The following is a 17,734-nucleotide window of genomic DNA, read 5'->3' on the forward strand; positions in this document are numbered from 1 at the left end:
GCGGGTCTATGCGTAACTGAATTCGACGCGACGACAACCCGAACAGCCGCTAGTCTACCTGGCGGCTTTTTTGTTCCGCACGGTATGACCAAACAGGAGCCATACCGTGTCTGATGCCATTGATGATCTTCGTATCCTCGAGATCACGCCCCTCACCAAACCCGCCGATATCCTCGCGGAAATTCACCGCGATGCTGCCGTCACCGACACCGTGACCAGCAACCGTGATGCCATCCACAAGATTCTCCGGGGCGAGGATGATCGCCTGATCGCCGTCATCGGCCCCTGCTCCATCCATGACCCGGTTGCCGCCAGGGAGTACGCCGCGCGTCTGGAGGAACAGCGGCGGCGCTTTGCCGGTGATCTCGAGATCGTCATGCGCGTCTATTTCGAAAAGCCCCGTACGACTGTCGGCTGGAAGGGTCTGATAAACGACCCGCACCTCGACGGCAGCTACCGCATCGAGGAAGGGTTGAGGATTGCGCGACGCCTGCTGCTCGATATCAATGCCATGGGTCTTCCGGCCGGCGTCGAATTCCTCGACACGATTACGCCGCAATACATCGCCGACCTCGTCAGCTGGGGCGCGATCGGCGCGCGCACGACCGAAAGCCAGATCCACCGGCAGCTTGCCTCCGGCCTCTCCTGCCCGATCGGCTTCAAGAACGGCACCGACGGCGGAGCGCGCGTGGCGCTCGACGCGATCCTCGCCGCCTCGCAACCGCACCACTTCCCGGCCGTGACGAAGGACGGACAGGCAGCGATCGCTTCTACGACGGGCAATGAGGACTGCCACATCATCCTGCGCGGCGGCAAGCGGCCCAACTATGAGGCGGCCGACGTCGAAGCTGTCACCGCCGAAGCCGTCAAGCTCGGCGTGGCCCCGCGCATCCTCATCGATGCCAGCCATGCCAACAGCAGCAAGGATCCGATGAACCAGCCGCGCGTCGTCAAATCCGCCGCCGCACAGATCGCTGCCGGAAACCGCCACATCAAGGGCATGATGATCGAAAGCAACCTCGTCGCAGGCCGCCAGGATCTCGTGCCCGGCAAGCCGCTGGTCTACGGTCAGTCGATCACCGATGGCTGCATCGATTGGGATATGTCGGTCGCGGTGCTCGAAGACCTGGCGAAATCGGCACGCGATCGTCGCAAGGCAGCGGCGGCCTAACCCGCCGGAAAGTACCGGACATAGGCGAATTCCTCGCCATCAGGAGACCAGCAGGGCACGTTGATCGTGCCCTGCCCGCCGAAAAGCTCGAACAACGTCTTCAGATTGCCGCCATCCATGTCCATCAGCCGCAGCCGCACATCGAGATCGCGCGGATGGTCGAACACCGAAGGGTCGTAGGACAGGATCAGCACTTTGTCGTTCTTAGGCGACGGATGGGCGAACCAGTTACCCTGATTGTCCGATGTCACCTGGTGGAGACCCGTGCCATCGGGATGGATGCGCCAGATCTGCATCAGCCCGGTACGGCTGGAATTGAAATAGATCCATTGCCCATCGGCCGAATAGTCCGGTCCGTCGTTGCGGCCCTCGCCATGCGTCAACCGCGTCTCGGCGCCACCGTCGACGGAAATCGTGTAGATATCGAAGACGTCGTCGCGGATGCCGCAATAGGCAAGCTGACGACCATCCGGCGACCAGCCGTGCCAGTAGGATGGCAGATTTTGCGTGACGAGCCGCGGCGTGCCGCCTTCGATCGGCAGGATGTAGATCGCCGACTTGCCGAATTCGGTCTTGTCGGAGATGACGATCTCAGTGCCGCCGGGCGAAATGCCATGATCATTGTTGCAGTTGACGGCAAAGCCGGTATCGACCTTGGTGACTTCGCCGCCATCGAGCGGCAGCCGGTAAAGCAGTCCGTCGCCGTTCAGCAGCAGGTAGGAACCGTCGGGCGAGAAGTTCGGCGCCTCCACCAGTCTGTCCGTCTGCCAGACCTCACGGGCCCTGCCGGTCCTGACATTGTAGATCTCAACCGAGCTGCGCATGTTTCCTCCCGAAAAACGTGATGACGTCAGCAATCTCGATTGCGCCAGCGATCTCGATTGCGCCAGCGATCCCGATTGCGTCAGCGGTCCCTGAAACGATTGGTGATGGGATAGCGCCGGTCGCGGCCGAAATTCTTCTTGGTGATCTTGACGCCCGGCGCCGACTGCCGGCGCTTGTATTCGGCGAGATAGAGCAAGTGCTCGACCCGATGAACGGTCGCCACGTCATGGCCGCGCGCGACGATCTCTTCGACCGCCATCTCCTTCTCCACCAGGCATTCGAGAATATCGTCGAGCACGGGATAGGGCGGCAGCGAATCCTGGTCTTTCTGGTCGGGACGCAGTTCGGCCGACGGCGCCTTGTCGATGATATTCTGCGGGATCACCTCGCCCGACGGCCCCAGCGCACCCGGCGGCACGTTTTCGTTGCGCCAGCGGGAAAGCGCATAGACCTGCATCTTGTAGAGGTCCTTGATCGGGTTGAAGCCGCCGTTCATGTCACCGTAGAGTGTCGCATAGCCGACCGACATTTCCGACTTATTACCAGTCGTCACCACCATCGAGCCGAATTTGTTGGAGATCGCCATCAGGATGACGCCGCGCGCCCGGCTCTGCAGGTTCTCTTCGGTGATGCCGCTATCCGTGCCTTCGAAAAGGCTGGCGAGCGCGCTGCTGAAACCCGTCACCGGCTGTTCGATCGGCACGATATCGTAGCGGCACCCGAGCGCCTTGGCGCAGTCGGCCGCATCCTTCAACGAATCCTCGGAGGTGTAGCGGTAGGGCAGCATGACGGTGCGCACCCGCTCCTCGCCGAGCGCATCGACGGCAATCGCCGCACAGATCGCCGAATCGATGCCGCCGGAAAGGCCGAGCACCACAGTTTTAAAGCCGTTCTTGTTGACGTAGTCGCGAAACCCGAGCAGGCAGGCGCGGTAATCGGCCTCCTCGCGCTCGGGAATGTGCGCCATTGGCCCTTCGGCGCAATGCCAGCCGCCATCGCCACGCTTCCATGTCGTCACCGCCAGCGCGGTTTCGAACTGGCTCATCTGGAAGGCGAGCGACTTGTCGGCATTGAAGCCGAAACTCGCACCGTCGAAGACGAGTTCGTCCTGGCCGCCGAGCTGGGCGGCATAGATCAGCGGCAGGCCGGTCTCGATCACCTGCTTCAGCACCACCTGATGGCGGATATCCACCTTGCCGCGATAATAGGGCGAACCGTTCGGCGACAGCAGGATCTCTGCCCCGCTTTCGGCCAGCGTCTCGCAGACGCCGAGATCGCCCCAGATATCCTCGCAGATTGGAATGCCGATGCGCACGCCGCGGAAATTCACCGGACCCGGCATGGCGCCCTGGTCGAACACGCGTTTCTCGTCGAACTCGCCGTAATTCGGCAGGTCGATCTTGTCGCGCACCGCAATCACCTTGCCGCCGTCGAGCACGGCGACGGAATTGTAACGCCCGGTCTCGTCCTGCCGGGGAAAGCCGATGAGGACGCCCGGCCCGCCATCGGCGGTATCGGCCGCCAAGCTCTCGACCGCTTTCCAGCAGGCGCGGATGAAGGCGGGCTTCAGCACCAAATCTTCAGGCGGGTAGCCGGAGATGAAAAGCTCGGTCAGGACGAGCAGATGCGCACCCTCCCTGCCCGCATCGGCGCGCGCCTCACGCGCTTTGGCGAGATTGGCTGCGACGTCGCCGACCGTTGGATTGAGCTGGCCGATGGCGATGCGGAAGATATCAGAAAGAGCGTTTTCCTGTGTCATGTCATTTATTTAGCCTGCACCTTTCGCGACCGCAACACGTTCGGGCCGAAAGCGGCACCTCGCGACGACGAAATTTTTATGAACGGATCACGCGTGGCTCCGCGCGGCACCGATACGCATTGCAATTTGCCTCCGGAGCGGAATACTGGCGCCGAAAGCGACCGCATCGATAACCGGCATCGGAAACAGGCAATGTCTAATCTTTCGAATTTCGTGCACCATCATTTCGACAAACCGGCCGATGAACTCGGCGATATCGAAAGGCGCGTGCTGGCGAAAACGCACGCGCGCAAGATCATCTCGACCGACGTCAATGCCGCTCTATCCGCCGAGTCATCCTTCGGCGAGCGTATCGCCGATGGCATTGCCCGCGTCGGCGGCTCGTGGTCCTTTATACTCGCCTTCCTCGCCTTTCTCGCCGTCTGGACACTGTTGAACACCATCGGTCTGGTGGCGAATCCCTTCGACCCATACCCCTTCATTTTTCTGAATCTGATCCTGTCGATGATCGCCGCCATCCAGGCGCCGATCATCATGATGTCGCAGAACCGGCAGGCCGAGCGCGACCGCTTCGAGGCCGCCAAGGATTATGAGGTCAATCTCAAAGCCGAGCTCGAAGTGCTCTCCCTGCACCAGAAGATCGATATGAGCGTGCTGACCGAGCTGACGGCGCTGCGCGAGGATGTGGCCCGCCTCAGCGCCGAACTTTCCGCCAGAAGCTGAGGCAGCGCTTATTGCGCAATGATCAGCCGCCCGGACCGGCAAACAGGATGAGATTTCCGTCCGGATCCAGCACGATGAAGTTTCTGGCGCCCCACGGCTCCTTCCTGAGGGGCTGATGGAAGGATACGCCTGCGGCCTGGAAATCCAGGAACAGGCGCTTGATCTCATCTGATGTACCGACGGTGATCAAGGCTGAAAGCAGATGCTCCCGTTGCCTGATATCGCCGACGAACACGGGCTCGCATACCAGCCTCAGAGCGAGTTGAGCATTGTCGCGGATGACCTGTCCGTAAAACGGCGGGTCGCCATAGACGAAGTCGACCCTGAAGCCGAGTTTGCCGGTGAAGAATTCGCACGACGCTTTGATATCGGTGACGAACAACTGCGCGGATAGCGAACTCAGGATGGCTTGTGGTGCTGGCTGTTTTTTCGGATCTGTCATGGCTGCGGCTCCTGTCTTGAGCGCCTGCCATCCCTCGAAACCCATTTGACGTGCGATCAGGTCCTGCGCGTCGCTAAGCTTGAAGCGCGCCTCCAGCACCTGGCTGTCATCGAGATGACGGAAGCGCGGCAACGCAGCTCTGATCTCGGCTGCAACAGGATAGTATCTTTCGCTGTGCCATCGCAAATACTGCTTGGCCTGCTTTTTGAGGTTTTCGAGATTCGGCATGGGCGCAACTGTTGATACATTGTAGGCGGGCATTGCCCTTTCGACATTCGACGAAGCGCCCTACGCAGCACGGTAAACCTAGCCTCGGCGATCAACCTTTGTCAATCACGGGCCGGCGAGGATGAAGATGGGGGATTCACCGCATATTGCGGCAGGCCGTCCGATATTTCGTAGAAATCGCCCTTGTCGGCGCAGTAGATATGGTAACCGAAGGTCAGGCCGCTCGGTTCGTCGAAGGCGCCTGCCATGACCGAAATCTCCGCCCGTTCGTCACCCTGCCAGAACAATGCGGAGCCGCAATTCGAGCAGAAGCCGCGCTGCGCCTCTTCACTCGACCGGTACCAGCGGATTGCTGCATCGCCCTCGATCGAAAGAGCTGCACGCGGCAGGTTGACGGCTGCATAATACAGCCCCGTTTGCCGGCGGCACTGCGAGCAATGGCAGCCGACGACAGGTCCTGGCGTCGCCATCGTTGAAAATCGCACGGCGCCGCAGAGGCAGCCGCCTGTATACCGGTCGGTCATGATCGTTCCCCGTTTATGACTGAACGTTGCCGCCGATCGCCCCCGGCGTCAAATCCATTCCGTTCAACGAAATCATCAGAAATCTTGAAAATCGCTGGCCTTATGCATGCGTGGTCGGCTCGAGCACCTGTTGCTCGACGACAACAGCCGCCAACCTCATCTCATCCCGGCATTGAATCGCCGGCTGTTGTCGGCGATACTTAAGGTCCAATTCACTCGACCCCCGGGAGACTGACATGAGAGCGACCCTGTCCGAACAGAAAGGAAAAATCCCCCACAAGGACATTCAGCTTCATGAACATTCGGTTCTCCCGCGCGAGGAAAAGCTCGCGACGCCATAACCTCTTCCTGAACCTTTTCCGTGACGATTCCAGTGCCGCCGACAGCGGCCGGCGTTGGTCGCGCATGCGCAAATTCCTCTCTTACTACCGCCCGCATCTGCCTTTGCTGCTGGCCGATCTGCTTTGCGCCATCCTCGTCGCCGGCACCGCTGTCGCCTTGCCGCTCTGCGCCAACATCGTCACCAGCAGGCTTCTGGCTCTGCCCGAGGCACCGCAGGCCTTCGCACAGATCCTGGCGATGGGCGGCATCATGCTGGCCGTTCTGGCGGTCCAGATCGCTGCGATCTTCTTCGTCGACTATCGCGGCCACGTCATGGGCGCCCGCATCGAGGCCACGGTGCGGCAGGAGCTGTTCGAGCATTGCCAGAAGCTCTCGTTCAGCTTTTACGACCGCCAGCGCACCGGTCAGCTGATGAGCCGCATCACCAATGATAGCCTGTGGCTGGGCGAACTCTTTCACCACGGCCCCGAGGATCTCTCCATCGCCCTGCTCAAATATGGCGGGGCCATGCTGGTGTTGTTCTTCATCGATCCGCCATTGGCAGGCATCATCCTGCTGCTCACTCCGGTGGCGGTGGCCTATGCGCTCTATTTCAACCGGCGCATGAACCGCGCGCTCGAGGCCAGCAAACGGCAGATCGCCGCCGTCAACGAGCGCGTCGAGGATGCCCTCGCCGGCATCCGCGTTGTCCAGTCCTTCGCCAACGAGGCGCTGGAGCGCGAACGCTTCGCCGAGCAGAACCGGCGCTTCCTGCAAAGCCGCGCCGAAGGCTACCGCAGCGAGGCCTGGTTCTCGGTCGGCACCGAAACCTTCGCCCAGCTCATTACCATATTGGTGATCATCGTCGGCGGCCTGCGCATTTTGGCGGCGGAGCTGACCGTTCCCGATATGCTGACCTTCCTGCTCTGCGTCGCTGTGCTGGTCGATCCGGTGCAGCGGCTCGCCAATTTCGTACGCCTCTGGCAGGAGGGTTACACCGGCTTCATCAGGGCCATGGAGATCCTGGAGATCGCCCCCGATATCACGGATCAGCCGGCCGCCCGTCCAATGGCGGCGCCAAAGGGCGAGATCAGCTTTTCCGATGTTGCCTTCGGCTACGAGTCCGATGGTCCGCGCGTCCTCGAACGGCTGTCGCTGACCATCGCGCCCGGAGAGTTCGTTGCCCTGGTCGGCCCCTCGGGGGTCGGCAAGAGCACGCTTTGTGCGCTCATACCACGCTTCTACGATGTCGAGGCCGGGGCGATCCGCATCGACGGCACCGATATCCGCGAGGTGACGCTGGCCTCGCTCCGCCGCCATGTCGGCGTGGTGCAGCAGGATGTCTACCTCTTTGCCGGTACCGTGGCGGAAAACCTGCGTTACGGCCGGCCCGACGCCACCGACGCCGAACTAGAGGCGGCGGCGCGCACCGCCAATGCGCACGACTTCATCATGGCCCTGCCCCAAGGCTACGACACCGATATCGGCCAACGCGGCGTCAAGCTCTCGGGCGGCCAGCGCCAGCGCATTACCATCGCCCGCGCCTTCCTCAAAGATCCGGAGATACTGATCTTCGACGAGGCGACCAGCGCGCTCGACAACGAGAGCGAACGGGCGGTGCAGCAGGCGCTGCTCAGCCTGGCAAATGGTCGAACCACTCTGGTCATCGCCCATCGTCTTTCGACCGTCCGCCATGCTGACCGCATCCTGGTCCTGACGGCTGACGGCATCGTCGAACAGGGCACCCATGACGACTTGATGGCGCAAGGCGGCGTCTATGCCGGCCTGCACAGTATCCAGGCCAGCATCTGAGCCGCCATCCCTAAGCACAGCAATAAAAAAGCCCGGCATCGGCCGGGCTTTTCTTCATCCGTTTCGGGCTGATATCAGCCGTTGGCAACCAGGCGCTTCTCGTCGCGGCCGCCCTTCATGCGCTCGGCAAGCAGGAAGGCGAGCTCGAGAGCCTGGTCGGAGTTGAGACGCGGGTCGCAATGGGTGTGGTAGCGATCCTGCAGATCATCGGCCGTGACGGCGCGGGCGCCGCCGGTGCACTCGGTCACGTCCTTCCCGGTCATCTCGACATGGATGCCGCCGGGATGCGAGCCTTCGGCGCGGTGGATCTGGAAGAAGCTTTCGACTTCCGACAGGATCCGCTCGAAGGGCCGGGTCTTGTAGTTGTTGAGCGTGATCGTATTGCCGTGCATCGGGTCGCAGGACCAGACGACCTTGCGGCCTTCGCGCTCGACGGCGCGGATAAGCTTCGGCAGGCTCTCGGCAACCTTTTCGTGGCCGAAGCGGCAAATCAGCGTCAGGCGCCCGGCTTCATTAGCCGGATTTAGAATATCGATCAGCTGCAACAGATCGTCGGCCTGCAGCGACGGACCGCATTTCAGACCGATCGGGTTCTTGATGCCGCGGCAATATTCGACATGCGCATGGTCGGCCTGGCGCGTGCGGTCACCGATCCAGATCATGTGGCCCGACGTTGCATACCAGTCGCCCGAGGTGGAATCGACGCGGGTCAGCGCCTCCTCGTAACCGAGCAGCAGCGCCTCGTGGCTGGTGAAGAAATCGGTTTCGCGCAGCGCCGGCTGATTTTCCGAGGTGATGCCGATCGCCTTCATGAAATCCATGGTTTCGCTGATGCGGTCGGCAAGCTTGCGGTAGCGCTCGCCCTGCGGGCTGTCCTTGACGAAGCCGAGCATCCACTGATGCACGTTTTCGAGATTGGCGTAGCCGCCCATCGCGAAGGCGCGCAGAAGGTTCAGCGTCGCAGCCGACTGCCGGTAGGCCATGGCCTGGCGCTCCGGGTTCGGAATGCGCGACTCCTCGGTGAACTCGATGCCGTTGATGATGTCACCGCGATAGGCCGGCAAGGTTACGTCGCCCTGCTTCTCGACATTCGAGGAACGCGGCTTGGCGAACTGGCCGGCGATGCGGCCGACCTTGACCACCGGCAGCTGCGCGCCGAAGGTCAGCACGACAGCCATCTGCAGAAAGGCGCGGAAGAAGTCGCGGATATTGTCGGCGCCGTGTTCGGCGAAGCTCTCGGCACAGTCGCCACCCTGCAGCAGGAAGCCGTTGCCTTCGGCGACATTGGCGAGATGCTTCTTCAGGCGGCGCGCCTCGCCGGCAAAGACGAGCGGCGGATAGCTGGCGAGCTGGGCCTCCGTTGCCGCCAAAGCGGCTGCGTCGGGATATTCGGGAACCTGCAGGATCGGTTTCTGCCGCCAGCTGCTCGGGGTCCAATTCTCTGCCATCTCACTCACCTCACTCACATCCATACCTTAGGATGCCCTCAATATGCGGCGGCTTATAGACCTTTAGGTCAATCTTGCAAAGACCATTCGCCGACAGTTGTCGCCTCGCCGCCGCCGCCCGCCATTCTCCAGTTAAACCAGCATATACCATGTCGATTTCCCCATATTTTAGACTTTCCATGTAGAACCGGTGAGAGTTTCAACATCGAGGAAATGGCATGGCGATCCTTCCGTCCGGTTTCATATCGGACCGCTCGGGCAATTTCGGCATCATGACGGCGCTGCTGGCGGTGCCGCTCTTCGGTGCTGCCGGCATGGCGGTTGATTTCGCCCACGCGCTCAGCCTGAGGACACAGCTTTTCGCCGCCGCCGACGCCGCCGCCGTCGGTTCGATCGCCGAAAAATCCGGCGCGGTCGCCGCCGCCATGACGATGAGCGGCAACGGCACGATCTCGCTCGGCAAGGACGATGCCCGCAACATCTTCATGTCCCAGATGTCCGGGGAGCTGACCGACGTTCACGTCGATCTCGGCATCGACGTCACCAAGACCGCCAACAAGCTGAATTCGAAGGTTTCCTTCAGCGCGACCGTGCCCACCACCTTCATGCGCATCCTCGGTCGGGACTCGATCACGATCTCGGGCGCCGCGACGGCGGAATATCAAACCGCCGCTTTCATGGATTTCTACATCCTGCTCGACAACACGCCGTCCATGGGCGTCGGCGCCACCGCGACCGATGTTTCCAAGCTGCAGGCTAAAACAGGCTGCGCCTTCGCCTGCCATCAGATGGACCAGAGCACCAACAACTACACCATCGCCAAGAGCCTCGGCGTCGCCATGCGCATCGACGTCGTGCGCCAGGCAACCCAGGCGCTGACCGATACGGCCAAGACCGAACGCGTCAGCAGCGACCAATTCCGCATGGGCGTCTATACATTCGGCACCAAGGCTGAGGACGCCAAGCTGACGACGATCTCCAGCCCAACCTCCGATCTGACGAAGGTGAAGAATTACACCGACGCCGTCGACCTGATGACCATTCCCTACCAGAACTACAACCAGGACCAGCTCACCAGCTTCGACAGCGCCCTGACGCAGATGAATACCATCATCGATCCGGCCGGTGATGGCACGTCGAATATCAGCCCTGAAAAGATCCTCTTCTTCGTTTCCGATGGCGTCGGCGACAGCTACAAGCCGTCGACATGCACCAAGAAGACCACCGGCGGCCGCTGTCAGGAACCGATCGACACCTCCTTCTGCAAACCGCTGAAGGATCGCGGCGTCAAGATCGCCGTGCTCTACACCACCTATTTGCCGCTGCCGACCAACGACTGGTACAACAAATGGATCAGTCCCTTCCAGAGCGAGATTCCGACGAAGATGCAGGCATGTGCCTCGCCCGGCCTCTATTTCGAGGTGACGCCGACCCAAGGTATCGCCGATGCGATGAAAGCGCTCTTCCTCAAGGTCATCCGCGCTCCCCGCATCACCAGCTAATCCATGCCGCCCGGAAGTGTGCCGCGGCTCCGGGTCGACGACATGCAGGGCTAAAGCCCCTCGCGGCCTAAAGCCGCTTGCCGTCGCGGATCCGATAGCTCGGCGCATACATGGTGACGAGCTCTTCGGCGGCCGTCGGATGCAGAGCCATCGTCCGGTCGAAATCGTCCTTGGTGCAGCCAGCCTTCAGCGTGATGCCGAGCAGCTGCGCCATTTCGCCGGCATCGTGGCCGAGGATATGGGCGCCGACGACCTTGCGGCTCGCCGCATCGACGATCAGCTTCATGATCATCCGCTCGGCCCGGCCGGACAGTGTGGCCTTCAGCGGCCGGAACTGCGCGCGATAGACTTCGAGTTCGCCATAACGTTTGCCCGCCTCCTCTTCCGAAAGACCGACGGTGCCGATCTCCGGCTGTGAGAAGACGGCGGTCGGGATCAGCTCGTAGTCCGGCCGGGTCGGATTGTTCTTGTATTCGGTTTCGATGAAGCACATCGCCTCGTGGATCGCCACCGGCGTCAGCTGTACCCGATTGGTGACATCACCGAGCGCATAGATGTTTTCGACATTGGTGCGGGAATATTCATCGACGATAACGGCGCCGCGTTCGTCGACGGCGACACCGGCCGCCTCTAGACCGAGGCCTTCCGTATTCGGATCGCGCCCGAGCGCCAACATGACGACGCCGGCCTGCAGCGTGCCGCTGTTCAGTGTCTCCAGAATGAGGCCGCCGTCCTCACCCTTCGAAACCTTCTGCAGCATGTCGTGGCAGAGGATACGGATGCCCTTGGCAACCATTGCCTCGTGCAGCCCGCGTCTCAGATCCTCGTCGAAGCGTGACAGGATCTCGGCGCCGCGATAGATCAGCGTCGTCTCGACGCCAAGCCCATGGAAGATATTGGCAAATTCGACGGCGATATAGCCGCCGCCAGCGATCACGATCGATTTCGGCAGTTCTTCGAGATGAAAGGCCTCGTTGGAGGAGATGCAGAGCTCGTGACCGGGAAGGGCCGCATGCGGGTTCGGCCGTCCGCCGGTGGCAATCACGATCGTCTTTGCGGTCACCGTCTGCCCAGTCTTCACCAGCCGCACCGTATGGGCATCGACGAGTTCGGCGCGCGTTTCCAGGATCTCGGCATTGGCGCCGGCGAGCCCCTTCTTGTAGAGACCTTCCAACCGGGCGATTTCGACATCCTTGGCCGCCACCAGCTTCTTCCAGTCGAAGCTGCTCTCGCCGACCGTCCAGCCGAAGCCTGCCGCATCCTCGAAATGCTCGTGGAACTGCGAGGCATAGACGAAGAGCTTCTTCGGCACGCAGCCGCGGATGACGCAGGTGCCGCCATAGCGGTATTCCTCGGCGATCGCCACTTTCTTGCCGAGCGAGGCAGCGACACGCGCGCCACGTACGCCTCCGGAACCGCCGCCGATGACGAAAAGGTCGTAGTCGTAGGAAGACATGAGGAGCTCCGGGAGGGAATCGCAGGAAGGATGTTCCTGATATAGGGGCGATCGTCACGAAAACAAAAGCCCGCTCCTGCGTCATCCCGTTCCCATCGCCGAATCTTCGCGGCAAATGGTCAATCCGGTCACCGTTACGGTTGATCCCGTCACCGTTTGCGGTTGACCCGGCCACGGTTTACGGTTGACCCGGCCGCCTCGGGCTGGCAGGCAATCCACGGGATATAGAAAGCATGCCGGAGCAAAAGATGGATCAGACTCTCTTCGCCAACCTGTGCAAGGCCGGCAACTTCAAGGAGGCGCTCGGGCTCGCCACCCAGGGCCACGAGAATGAGAAATTTACGCCAAGCCGGTTCGCGATGGACAAGAAAACAGGGCTGCCGATCTTCTATCGCGGCAACAAGCGCGTGGAACCGGATGAGACGGGTGTGTGGCAACTGGCAAAGAACTCGGATGCATGGGGCTAACGGCCAGGGAATACTTTTCAAATATCACCGTTGTCAGCGGGTAATCCGGAAATCCGGTAGCGTCGTCTCGAGTTTAGCTGCTTCCGTTTCGACGCCTGAAACCGACGCTCCCGCGGGTCCCCGCCGGAGACGTTCGATCATTGTCGCGATGGCGATATCCGGTCCCGCGATCAACGCGACGACGGTCCCGTCCTGTTCATTGCGTACCCAGCCGGTCAGACCGAGGAGCACCGCCTCATCGCGCGTCCACATGCGAAAACCGACACCCTGGACCTTGCCGGATATCCGCACTCGGACAGCCTTGTCATGATCGCACATCTGCAGTCACCTGAAACCTCGCCGGCGGCATTTGCCGCATCATAGCAAAAAAGCCCGGACGATGCCGGGCTTTCGCAAGTTTGGTGGGACAGGCTTTACTGCTGGGCTGCCGATGCGGGAGCCGGAGCGGCCGGGCTGTCGGTTGCCGGCGGCGGCGCCTTGATGACCTTGGAAAGCTCGGCGTTGCTCTGCTTTTCCAGATCGCGGGAAATGCCCTGCGCCCAGATGTCGGCAGCCTTCGCCGTCTCGCGCGAGGCGACAGGGCCGTCGCGCAGCAGCTTCTTGCCGACGTCGGAATTATAGAAATCGGCGATCGCCTTCAGCTCGTCGACGGTAAAGGTCTTGGCATAGGTGAGTGCTGCTTCCTTCTCCAGATCACCACGGCGCGGCGCCAGCTTCAGCGCCTGCGCGTCGACCGTCGAGGAAATAACGTCCTGGTAGTTCGGCGAATCCTGGATCAGTCCAGCCTTCAGGCGCTCGGCGAGACCAGGCAGGATGTTGTCGAACTGGGCAGTGGCGCCGATGGCGTCGATCGCGGCGCGAGACGCCTTCAGCTGCTCCTCGGAGACCTCCTGCGCCTTGACGGCAGAGCCGAAGGCAAGCCCGGAAAGAACGACGGTCGCAGCGGCGAAACGGCCAAGACCTGCAATGTTCATCATGAGTATATGCTCCTGTTATCTGTTTGCCTGCAGTGTGCGCACACCCGCAGGACCGGCAATGATCGCAAGTGCCGCCATATTGATAAAGAGCCCGTGTTCAACGACGCCGGGTATGGAATTCAGCTCGCTCGAAAGCGCCTCTGCATCAGGAATGCGGCCAAAAGATGCATCGATGATGTGATGGCCGCCATCGGTGGTAAACTCTCCGTCACCGGACTGGCGCAGATTAAGTTCACCAGAAAGACCAAGCCGGGCCGCGACCTTCTCAATTGCGATCCGCGTCGAGACGAGCCCAAACGGATTAACCTCGATCGGCAGCGCGAAGGCGCCGAGCGTCTCGACCAGCTTGCTCTCGTCGGCAATGACGATCATTCGCTCGGAGGCGGCCGCGACGATCTTTTCACGCAGCAGCGCGCCGCCGCCGCCCTTGATAAGTCTCAGCCCCGCATCGACCTCGTCGGCACCATCGATCGTCAGGTCGAGTGCCGGCAGTTCGTCAAGCGACTTCAGCGGTACGCCGAGTTCGACGCAAAGCCGCGCGGTCCTTTCCGACGTCGGAACGCCTTCGACTTTGAAGCCGCCAGCGACCTTCTCTGCCAGCAGCCGAACGAATTCCTCCGCCGTGCTGCCGGTGCCGATCCCGAGACGCATCCCGCTTTCGACATGAGCGAGTGCGGCCTCGGCGGCCTTGATCTTCATTTCGCGGGCATCCATGCGCCGCCAGCTCCGATTATTGCGTTGGATGTGCTGTTTACACGGCTCGCCTGGCAAACGAAAGTCAAAATCATCACGGAAAATGAAAAGCCGAAACAGATGCCTGCGGCCCTCCCGACCATTGCAGGACGTTGCTTTCCGCCGCGCGATCGCCTACCCCAGGAACGAGCTGTCGTTCCCGGGGCGACCCCGTCGCTCCCCGGGACGATCCTTTGTATCTCAGGACGATCCATCCCTCAAAGAGACATGCCCTTGACCCCTGCCCCCACTCGCCCGGCGCTTGTCGTCTTCGATCTCGACGGCACACTTCTCGACACCCATGTGGATCTGGTCGAGAGTCTGAACCATACGATCGCAGCCCTCGACCTCGAACCGGTCAGCTATGACGATCTCACGCACCTCGTCGGTCAGGGCGCGCGCGTGATGATCGAGCGCGCCTGCCGGCTGCGCGGCCATCCGCTTGAAAGCGATGCTCTGCCGCCGCTGGTCGAGCGCTTCGTCGCCCATTATGCCGGCAACATGCCCGGCCGTACTCAGCCCTATCCCGGCCTAGTCGCCGCCATGGACCGGCTCAAATCACAGGGTTACCGACTCGCTGTCTGCACCAACAAGATGGAAAGCCTGGCGCTCGGTCTCCTCGACAAGCTTGAGCTCACCCGATATTTCGACGCCATCACCGGCGGCGACACCTTCGAATACCGAAAACCCGACGCCCGCCACCTCACCGGCACCATCGACCGCGCCGGCGGCGACATCGCCCGCGCCGTGATGATCGGCGATAGCGTCAACGACATCGCCGTCGCCGGAAACGCTGGCGTTCCGTCGATTGCGGTGCCGTTCGGTTATTCCGACGTGCCGGTGAACACGCTGGGACCGGACCACATCATCACCCATTTCGATGAGCTGACGACGGAACTGGTCGAGATGCTGATCCGCGATTTCGCGGCGAAGGTTGCGGTCTGAGGCGATCGCTCGCCTCCGCCATTCCTCCAGAGGGGAGTGCAACACGGCACGCCCTCTCTACTTTGACTTTGTTTCCGTGCTCACCGCCAAAACAAAACGGGCGGCCCGAAGACCGCCCGCCAAAATACCGATAGAAACCTAGGTCAAATCTGCGCCCCACGCGCCTTGGTCGTCGCGTCGAAGGCCTTGTCGACATAGGCGTCGCGGCCGTAGACGTCGTCAAAATATTCCACCACACCGTCCTTGTTCGGCCAGGCGGTGAAGTAGGAGACGTAGACCGGGATCCTCTGCGGCACGCGCACAGCATGGTTCTGCCCACTGGCGATCTGCTTGGCGACGTCGTCAACCGTCGTGCCGAGCACGGCGGCCGCCATCGCACGCGGATTGGCAAGGCGCACGCAACCGTGGCTGAGAGCCCGCATATCGCGCTTGAAGAAGCTCCTCGACGGCGTGTCGTGCATGTAGATCGCGTGGCTGTTCGGGAACAGGATCTTCAGTTCGCCGAGCGCATTGTCGCTGCTCGGCGGCTGGCGCACCGAGACGTTGTCGGTCGAGCCGTACCAGTCGACGCTGGATGAGGCGACGGCATGGCCGTTCACCTCGACCTCGTAGCCGAGCTGGTCGAGATAGTTCGGGTCCGAGCGCAGCTTCGGCAGCATCTCATTGATGATGATCGATTGCGGCACGCCCCAGAACGGGTTGAACTCCACCGTCTCGATCTCGTCATCGAAGAAATAGGTCTGGTTGTTCTTGCCGCCGACCACCACGCGCATCGACAGCTGTTCCTTGCCGTCATTGTGGTAGTAGGCCATGTAGGCCGGCTGGTTGATCATGACGTAGCGGGAACCGAGATCCTCCGGCAGCCAGCGCGCCTGCTCCATGGCGACGACCAGCTTGTCGATCTTCGAGGCATTGGTGTCGCCGCCGGTCATGGCGCGCACCGTCGCCTGGCCGATGACGCCATCGGCCTTCAAGCCGCGCTCCTTCTGGAAATCCTCGACCAGCGCAACGATGTCAGGCGAATAGTCGATGCCGCCTGCGTAAGCAGCAAGCGTTGCCGCGTGATCCGTCCTCAGCGTCTCGGAACCGTGCTTGCCGATCGCCTTGACGATATTGGCGATCTCGGGCGAGCTGTCGCCGGGTCTCAGCAGCTTGTCGAGCGAAACGACGATCTGTTCCTCGTTGCCGCCGTCAGCGGCGCGAAGCTTTGCAAGCTCCGTCTTCAACGCCTGGAACTGCGGACTGTCGGGAGAGCGGTTGCCGATATAGGCACCGACATTGGGGCTCATGCGGGCAAGCTTCAGCACCGGCGTCAGGTTAACGACCTTGCGCTGGAAGTCGTGATAGCCGGAGATCTTGTTCGGATCGATGCGGCCGCGCTCCGTGTCCTGCACGAAGGCAAGGACCTTGGCGGAGAGTTCTAGCTCGAACTGCGTCAGCGCCCGGTCGCGGAAGGCGGGATCGGGATTGGCCGGGTCGATCGCCGGCGTCTGGACGGCGTAGTCGGCAGGGTCGAGACCGACGGAGGCCGCATCGGCAAGTGCCGTCATCGCCGCCTTCGCGCGGTCGTTGATCTGGTTGCCTTCGACCCAGACGAGCGGATTGCGGCTGTCGCCATAATAGGCTTCGAGCGCTTTTGCGACGTCGGCATTGGCGCGCACCTTGGCCTGCGCCAGGAAACGCCGCTGCACCGCAGGTTCGGCGCCGGCATCGCCGCTTGCCGAAACATCGGCGACCGCGCCGGTGACGACGGGATCGGCGAACTTGCCGGTATCGACGAGCTGCAGCGTCTCGGTTTTATAAGTATAATAACGCGGACCGCTCACCTTCGGCAGCGGCGCTTCCGGGTCGAGCCCGCCGAGCGAGCCCCCGACGGCGCCGCGCGGCACCGGTCGGCCGGGCGCCTGATCCATGAAGATGGTGCTCTGGCTCCGCTGCCTGTCGCCGCGCAGCATGTCCATCAGTGTGTAAGCATGCGCGGGTGCGGCACTCATCACTGCTATGCCGCAGGAAATTGCCAATGCGGATGCCGCGCTTTTCAAAACGAACGTCATATATCTTCCAGTCCCGGTCATGCTGTTCTCAGATCAAATCCCGCGAAACTCAAGCAGCGTAGGGCCTCATTGATCAGAAACCGGCCTGCGCCGCCAGCGCCGGCGGACTCAATTTTGTGTGACGGAGGTCCTGCACGGCGCCGTGCAGCAGTTCACACAAAATTATGAAATTATTAGTTAATTTTTTACCGAATTTTCGGCCACAGACCAGTGGGGCAAAAACGCCCGGACGCATAAAATTTCCGAAGTGGCCTAAAAGGCACGCCGAAAAGCCCGCGCAAACATGACTGTCATCTTCAATATTTCGCACGGCATCCGGTTTTCTTGTCGGACTTTCCAACCTATAAG

17 protein-coding genes are annotated in these 17,734 nt (G+C 61.6%); 6 read left to right on the forward strand and 11 right to left on the reverse strand.

Annotated elements, in window-relative coordinates; translation table 11 throughout:
* Nucleotides 1-106: 106 nt before the first annotated feature.
* Complete coding sequence (locus EEQ99_RS19050; protein ID WP_127430923.1) at nucleotides 107-1,171, forward strand: 3-deoxy-7-phosphoheptulonate synthase; 1,065 nt, start codon at nucleotides 107-109, stop codon at nucleotides 1,169-1,171.
* Here EEQ99_RS19050 and EEQ99_RS19055 read toward each other — a convergent pair.
* Together EEQ99_RS19055 and EEQ99_RS19060 are read right to left on the reverse strand one after the other, a co-directional pair.
* Nucleotides 1,168-1,995, reverse strand: coding sequence for a TolB family protein (locus EEQ99_RS19055; RefSeq protein ID WP_047613965.1), 828 nt, complete (start codon nucleotides 1,993-1,995; stop codon nucleotides 1,168-1,170). The genes EEQ99_RS19050 and EEQ99_RS19055 overlap by 4 nt on opposite strands.
* Before the next feature lie 80 nt (nucleotides 1,996-2,075).
* Nucleotides 2,076-3,755 carry an NAD+ synthase gene (locus tag EEQ99_RS19060; RefSeq protein WP_127430924.1) on the reverse strand — a complete coding sequence of 560 codons (1,680 nt, stop codon included), beginning with the start codon at nucleotides 3,753-3,755 and terminating at the stop codon, nucleotides 2,076-2,078.
* A gap of 192 nt (nucleotides 3,756-3,947) precedes the next feature.
* On the opposite strand from EEQ99_RS19060, the gene EEQ99_RS19065 reads away from it, so the two are divergent.
* A complete protein-coding gene (locus EEQ99_RS19065) occupies nucleotides 3,948-4,478 on the forward strand; it encodes a DUF1003 domain-containing protein (RefSeq protein WP_127430925.1) in 531 nt (176 codons plus the stop codon).
* A gap of 22 nt (nucleotides 4,479-4,500) precedes the next feature.
* On the opposite strand, the gene EEQ99_RS19070 is transcribed toward EEQ99_RS19065, so the two are convergent.
* On the reverse strand, nucleotides 4,501-5,148 hold the full coding sequence (locus EEQ99_RS19070; protein WP_127430955.1) for a VOC family protein: 648 nt from the start codon (nucleotides 5,146-5,148) through the stop codon (nucleotides 4,501-4,503).
* Between the two features lie 101 nt (nucleotides 5,149-5,249).
* Nucleotides 5,250-5,672, reverse strand: a complete 423-nt coding sequence (locus EEQ99_RS19075; RefSeq protein ID WP_127430926.1) for a GFA family protein — start codon at nucleotides 5,670-5,672, stop codon at nucleotides 5,250-5,252.
* Nucleotides 5,673-5,966: 294 nt separating this feature from the next.
* Between EEQ99_RS19075 and EEQ99_RS19085 the strand changes: the two genes are divergently transcribed.
* Complete coding sequence (locus EEQ99_RS19085; protein WP_127430928.1) at nucleotides 5,967-7,805, forward strand: ABC transporter ATP-binding protein; 1,839 nt, start codon at nucleotides 5,967-5,969, stop codon at nucleotides 7,803-7,805.
* Nucleotides 7,806-7,879: 74 nt separating this feature from the next.
* On the opposite strand, the gene EEQ99_RS19090 is transcribed toward EEQ99_RS19085, so the two are convergent.
* On the reverse strand, nucleotides 7,880-9,253 hold the full coding sequence (locus tag EEQ99_RS19090) for a class II 3-deoxy-7-phosphoheptulonate synthase (RefSeq protein WP_097543663.1): 1,374 nt from the start codon (nucleotides 9,251-9,253) through the stop codon (nucleotides 7,880-7,882).
* A gap of 218 nt (nucleotides 9,254-9,471) precedes the next feature.
* On the opposite strand from EEQ99_RS19090, the gene EEQ99_RS19095 reads away from it, so the two are divergent.
* Nucleotides 9,472-10,755 carry a pilus assembly protein TadG-related protein gene (locus EEQ99_RS19095; protein WP_063475001.1) on the forward strand — a complete coding sequence of 428 codons (1,284 nt, stop codon included), beginning with the start codon at nucleotides 9,472-9,474 and terminating at the stop codon, nucleotides 10,753-10,755.
* Nucleotides 10,756-10,822: 67 nt separating this feature from the next.
* Here the strand turns inward: EEQ99_RS19095 and gor are convergent, their stop codons facing one another.
* Nucleotides 10,823-12,211: a glutathione-disulfide reductase gene (gene gor / locus EEQ99_RS19100; protein ID WP_127430929.1), complete on the reverse strand. Its 1,389-nt coding sequence runs from the start codon at nucleotides 12,209-12,211 to the stop codon at nucleotides 10,823-10,825.
* A gap of 248 nt (nucleotides 12,212-12,459) precedes the next feature.
* On the opposite strand from gor, the gene EEQ99_RS19105 reads away from it, so the two are divergent.
* Nucleotides 12,460-12,678: a hypothetical protein gene (locus EEQ99_RS19105; protein WP_127430956.1), complete on the forward strand. Its 219-nt coding sequence runs from the start codon at nucleotides 12,460-12,462 to the stop codon at nucleotides 12,676-12,678.
* A 33-nt stretch (nucleotides 12,679-12,711) separates the two neighbouring features.
* On the opposite strand, the gene EEQ99_RS19110 is transcribed toward EEQ99_RS19105, so the two are convergent.
* From EEQ99_RS19110 to rpiA, 3 genes are all read right to left on the reverse strand, one after another.
* Nucleotides 12,712-12,996, reverse strand: a complete 285-nt coding sequence (locus EEQ99_RS19110; RefSeq protein WP_127430930.1) for an acylphosphatase — start codon at nucleotides 12,994-12,996, stop codon at nucleotides 12,712-12,714.
* 95 nt (nucleotides 12,997-13,091) lie between these two features.
* Nucleotides 13,092-13,655 carry a DUF2059 domain-containing protein gene (locus tag EEQ99_RS19115; RefSeq protein WP_127430931.1) on the reverse strand — a complete coding sequence of 188 codons (564 nt, stop codon included), beginning with the start codon at nucleotides 13,653-13,655 and terminating at the stop codon, nucleotides 13,092-13,094.
* Between the two features lie 15 nt (nucleotides 13,656-13,670).
* Nucleotides 13,671-14,369, reverse strand: a complete 699-nt coding sequence (gene rpiA / locus EEQ99_RS19120) for a ribose-5-phosphate isomerase RpiA (protein WP_028758547.1) — start codon at nucleotides 14,367-14,369, stop codon at nucleotides 13,671-13,673.
* Nucleotides 14,370-14,615: 246 nt separating this feature from the next.
* Between rpiA and EEQ99_RS19125 the strand changes: the two genes are divergently transcribed.
* Nucleotides 14,616-15,332, forward strand: a complete 717-nt coding sequence (locus tag EEQ99_RS19125) for an HAD family hydrolase (protein WP_174824473.1) — start codon at nucleotides 14,616-14,618, stop codon at nucleotides 15,330-15,332.
* A 143-nt stretch (nucleotides 15,333-15,475) separates the two neighbouring features.
* Here the strand turns inward: EEQ99_RS19125 and EEQ99_RS19130 are convergent, their stop codons facing one another.
* The gene (locus EEQ99_RS19130) at nucleotides 15,476-17,386 is read right to left on the reverse strand and encodes a L,D-transpeptidase family protein (RefSeq protein ID WP_127430932.1); all 1,911 of its coding nucleotides are present in this window, start codon (nucleotides 17,384-17,386) and stop codon (nucleotides 15,476-15,478) included.
* 73 nt (nucleotides 17,387-17,459) lie between these two features.
* Nucleotides 17,460-17,696 (reverse strand): hypothetical protein, encoded by a 237-nt coding sequence (locus tag EEQ99_RS19135; protein WP_125853729.1) that lies wholly within the window; start codon nucleotides 17,694-17,696, stop codon nucleotides 17,460-17,462.
* Nucleotides 17,697-17,734: the final 38 nt, after the last annotated feature.

The sequence above is a fragment of the Rhizobium anhuiense genome (assembly GCF_003985145.1).
Lineage (GTDB): Bacteria > Pseudomonadota > Alphaproteobacteria > Rhizobiales > Rhizobiaceae > Rhizobium > Rhizobium anhuiense.

Coding starts and splice junctions, on each gene's coding strand:
- gor (WP_127430929.1), bottom strand. CDS start 12,211: ATGTCTTCCTACGACTACGACCTTTTCGTCATCGGCGGCGGTTCCGGA.
- EEQ99_RS19130 (WP_127430932.1), bottom strand. CDS start 17,386: ATGACGTTCGTTTTGAAAAGCGCGGCATCCGCATTGGCAATTTCCTGC.
- EEQ99_RS19065 (WP_127430925.1), top strand. CDS start 3,948: ATGTCTAATCTTTCGAATTTCGTGCACCATCATTTCGACAAACCGGCC.
- EEQ99_RS19085 (WP_127430928.1), top strand. CDS start 5,967: ATGAACATTCGGTTCTCCCGCGCGAGGAAAAGCTCGCGACGCCATAAC.
- EEQ99_RS19115 (WP_127430931.1), bottom strand. CDS start 13,655: ATGATGAACATTGCAGGTCTTGGCCGTTTCGCCGCTGCGACCGTCGTT.
- EEQ99_RS19125 (WP_174824473.1), top strand. CDS start 14,616: ATGCCCTTGACCCCTGCCCCCACTCGCCCGGCGCTTGTCGTCTTCGAT.
- EEQ99_RS19105 (WP_127430956.1), top strand. CDS start 12,460: ATGGATCAGACTCTCTTCGCCAACCTGTGCAAGGCCGGCAACTTCAAG.
- EEQ99_RS19070 (WP_127430955.1), bottom strand. CDS start 5,148: ATGCCGAATCTCGAAAACCTCAAAAAGCAGGCCAAGCAGTATTTGCGA.
- EEQ99_RS19095 (WP_063475001.1), top strand. CDS start 9,472: ATGGCGATCCTTCCGTCCGGTTTCATATCGGACCGCTCGGGCAATTTC.
- EEQ99_RS19055 (WP_047613965.1), bottom strand. CDS start 1,995: ATGCGCAGCTCGGTTGAGATCTACAATGTCAGGACCGGCAGGGCCCGT.
- EEQ99_RS19060 (WP_127430924.1), bottom strand. CDS start 3,755: ATGACACAGGAAAACGCTCTTTCTGATATCTTCCGCATCGCCATCGGC.
- EEQ99_RS19090 (WP_097543663.1), bottom strand. CDS start 9,253: ATGGCAGAGAATTGGACCCCGAGCAGCTGGCGGCAGAAACCGATCCTG.
- EEQ99_RS19075 (WP_127430926.1), bottom strand. CDS start 5,672: ATGACCGACCGGTATACAGGCGGCTGCCTCTGCGGCGCCGTGCGATTT.
- EEQ99_RS19110 (WP_127430930.1), bottom strand. CDS start 12,996: ATGTGCGATCATGACAAGGCTGTCCGAGTGCGGATATCCGGCAAGGTC.
- rpiA (WP_028758547.1), bottom strand. CDS start 14,369: ATGGATGCCCGCGAAATGAAGATCAAGGCCGCCGAGGCCGCACTCGCT.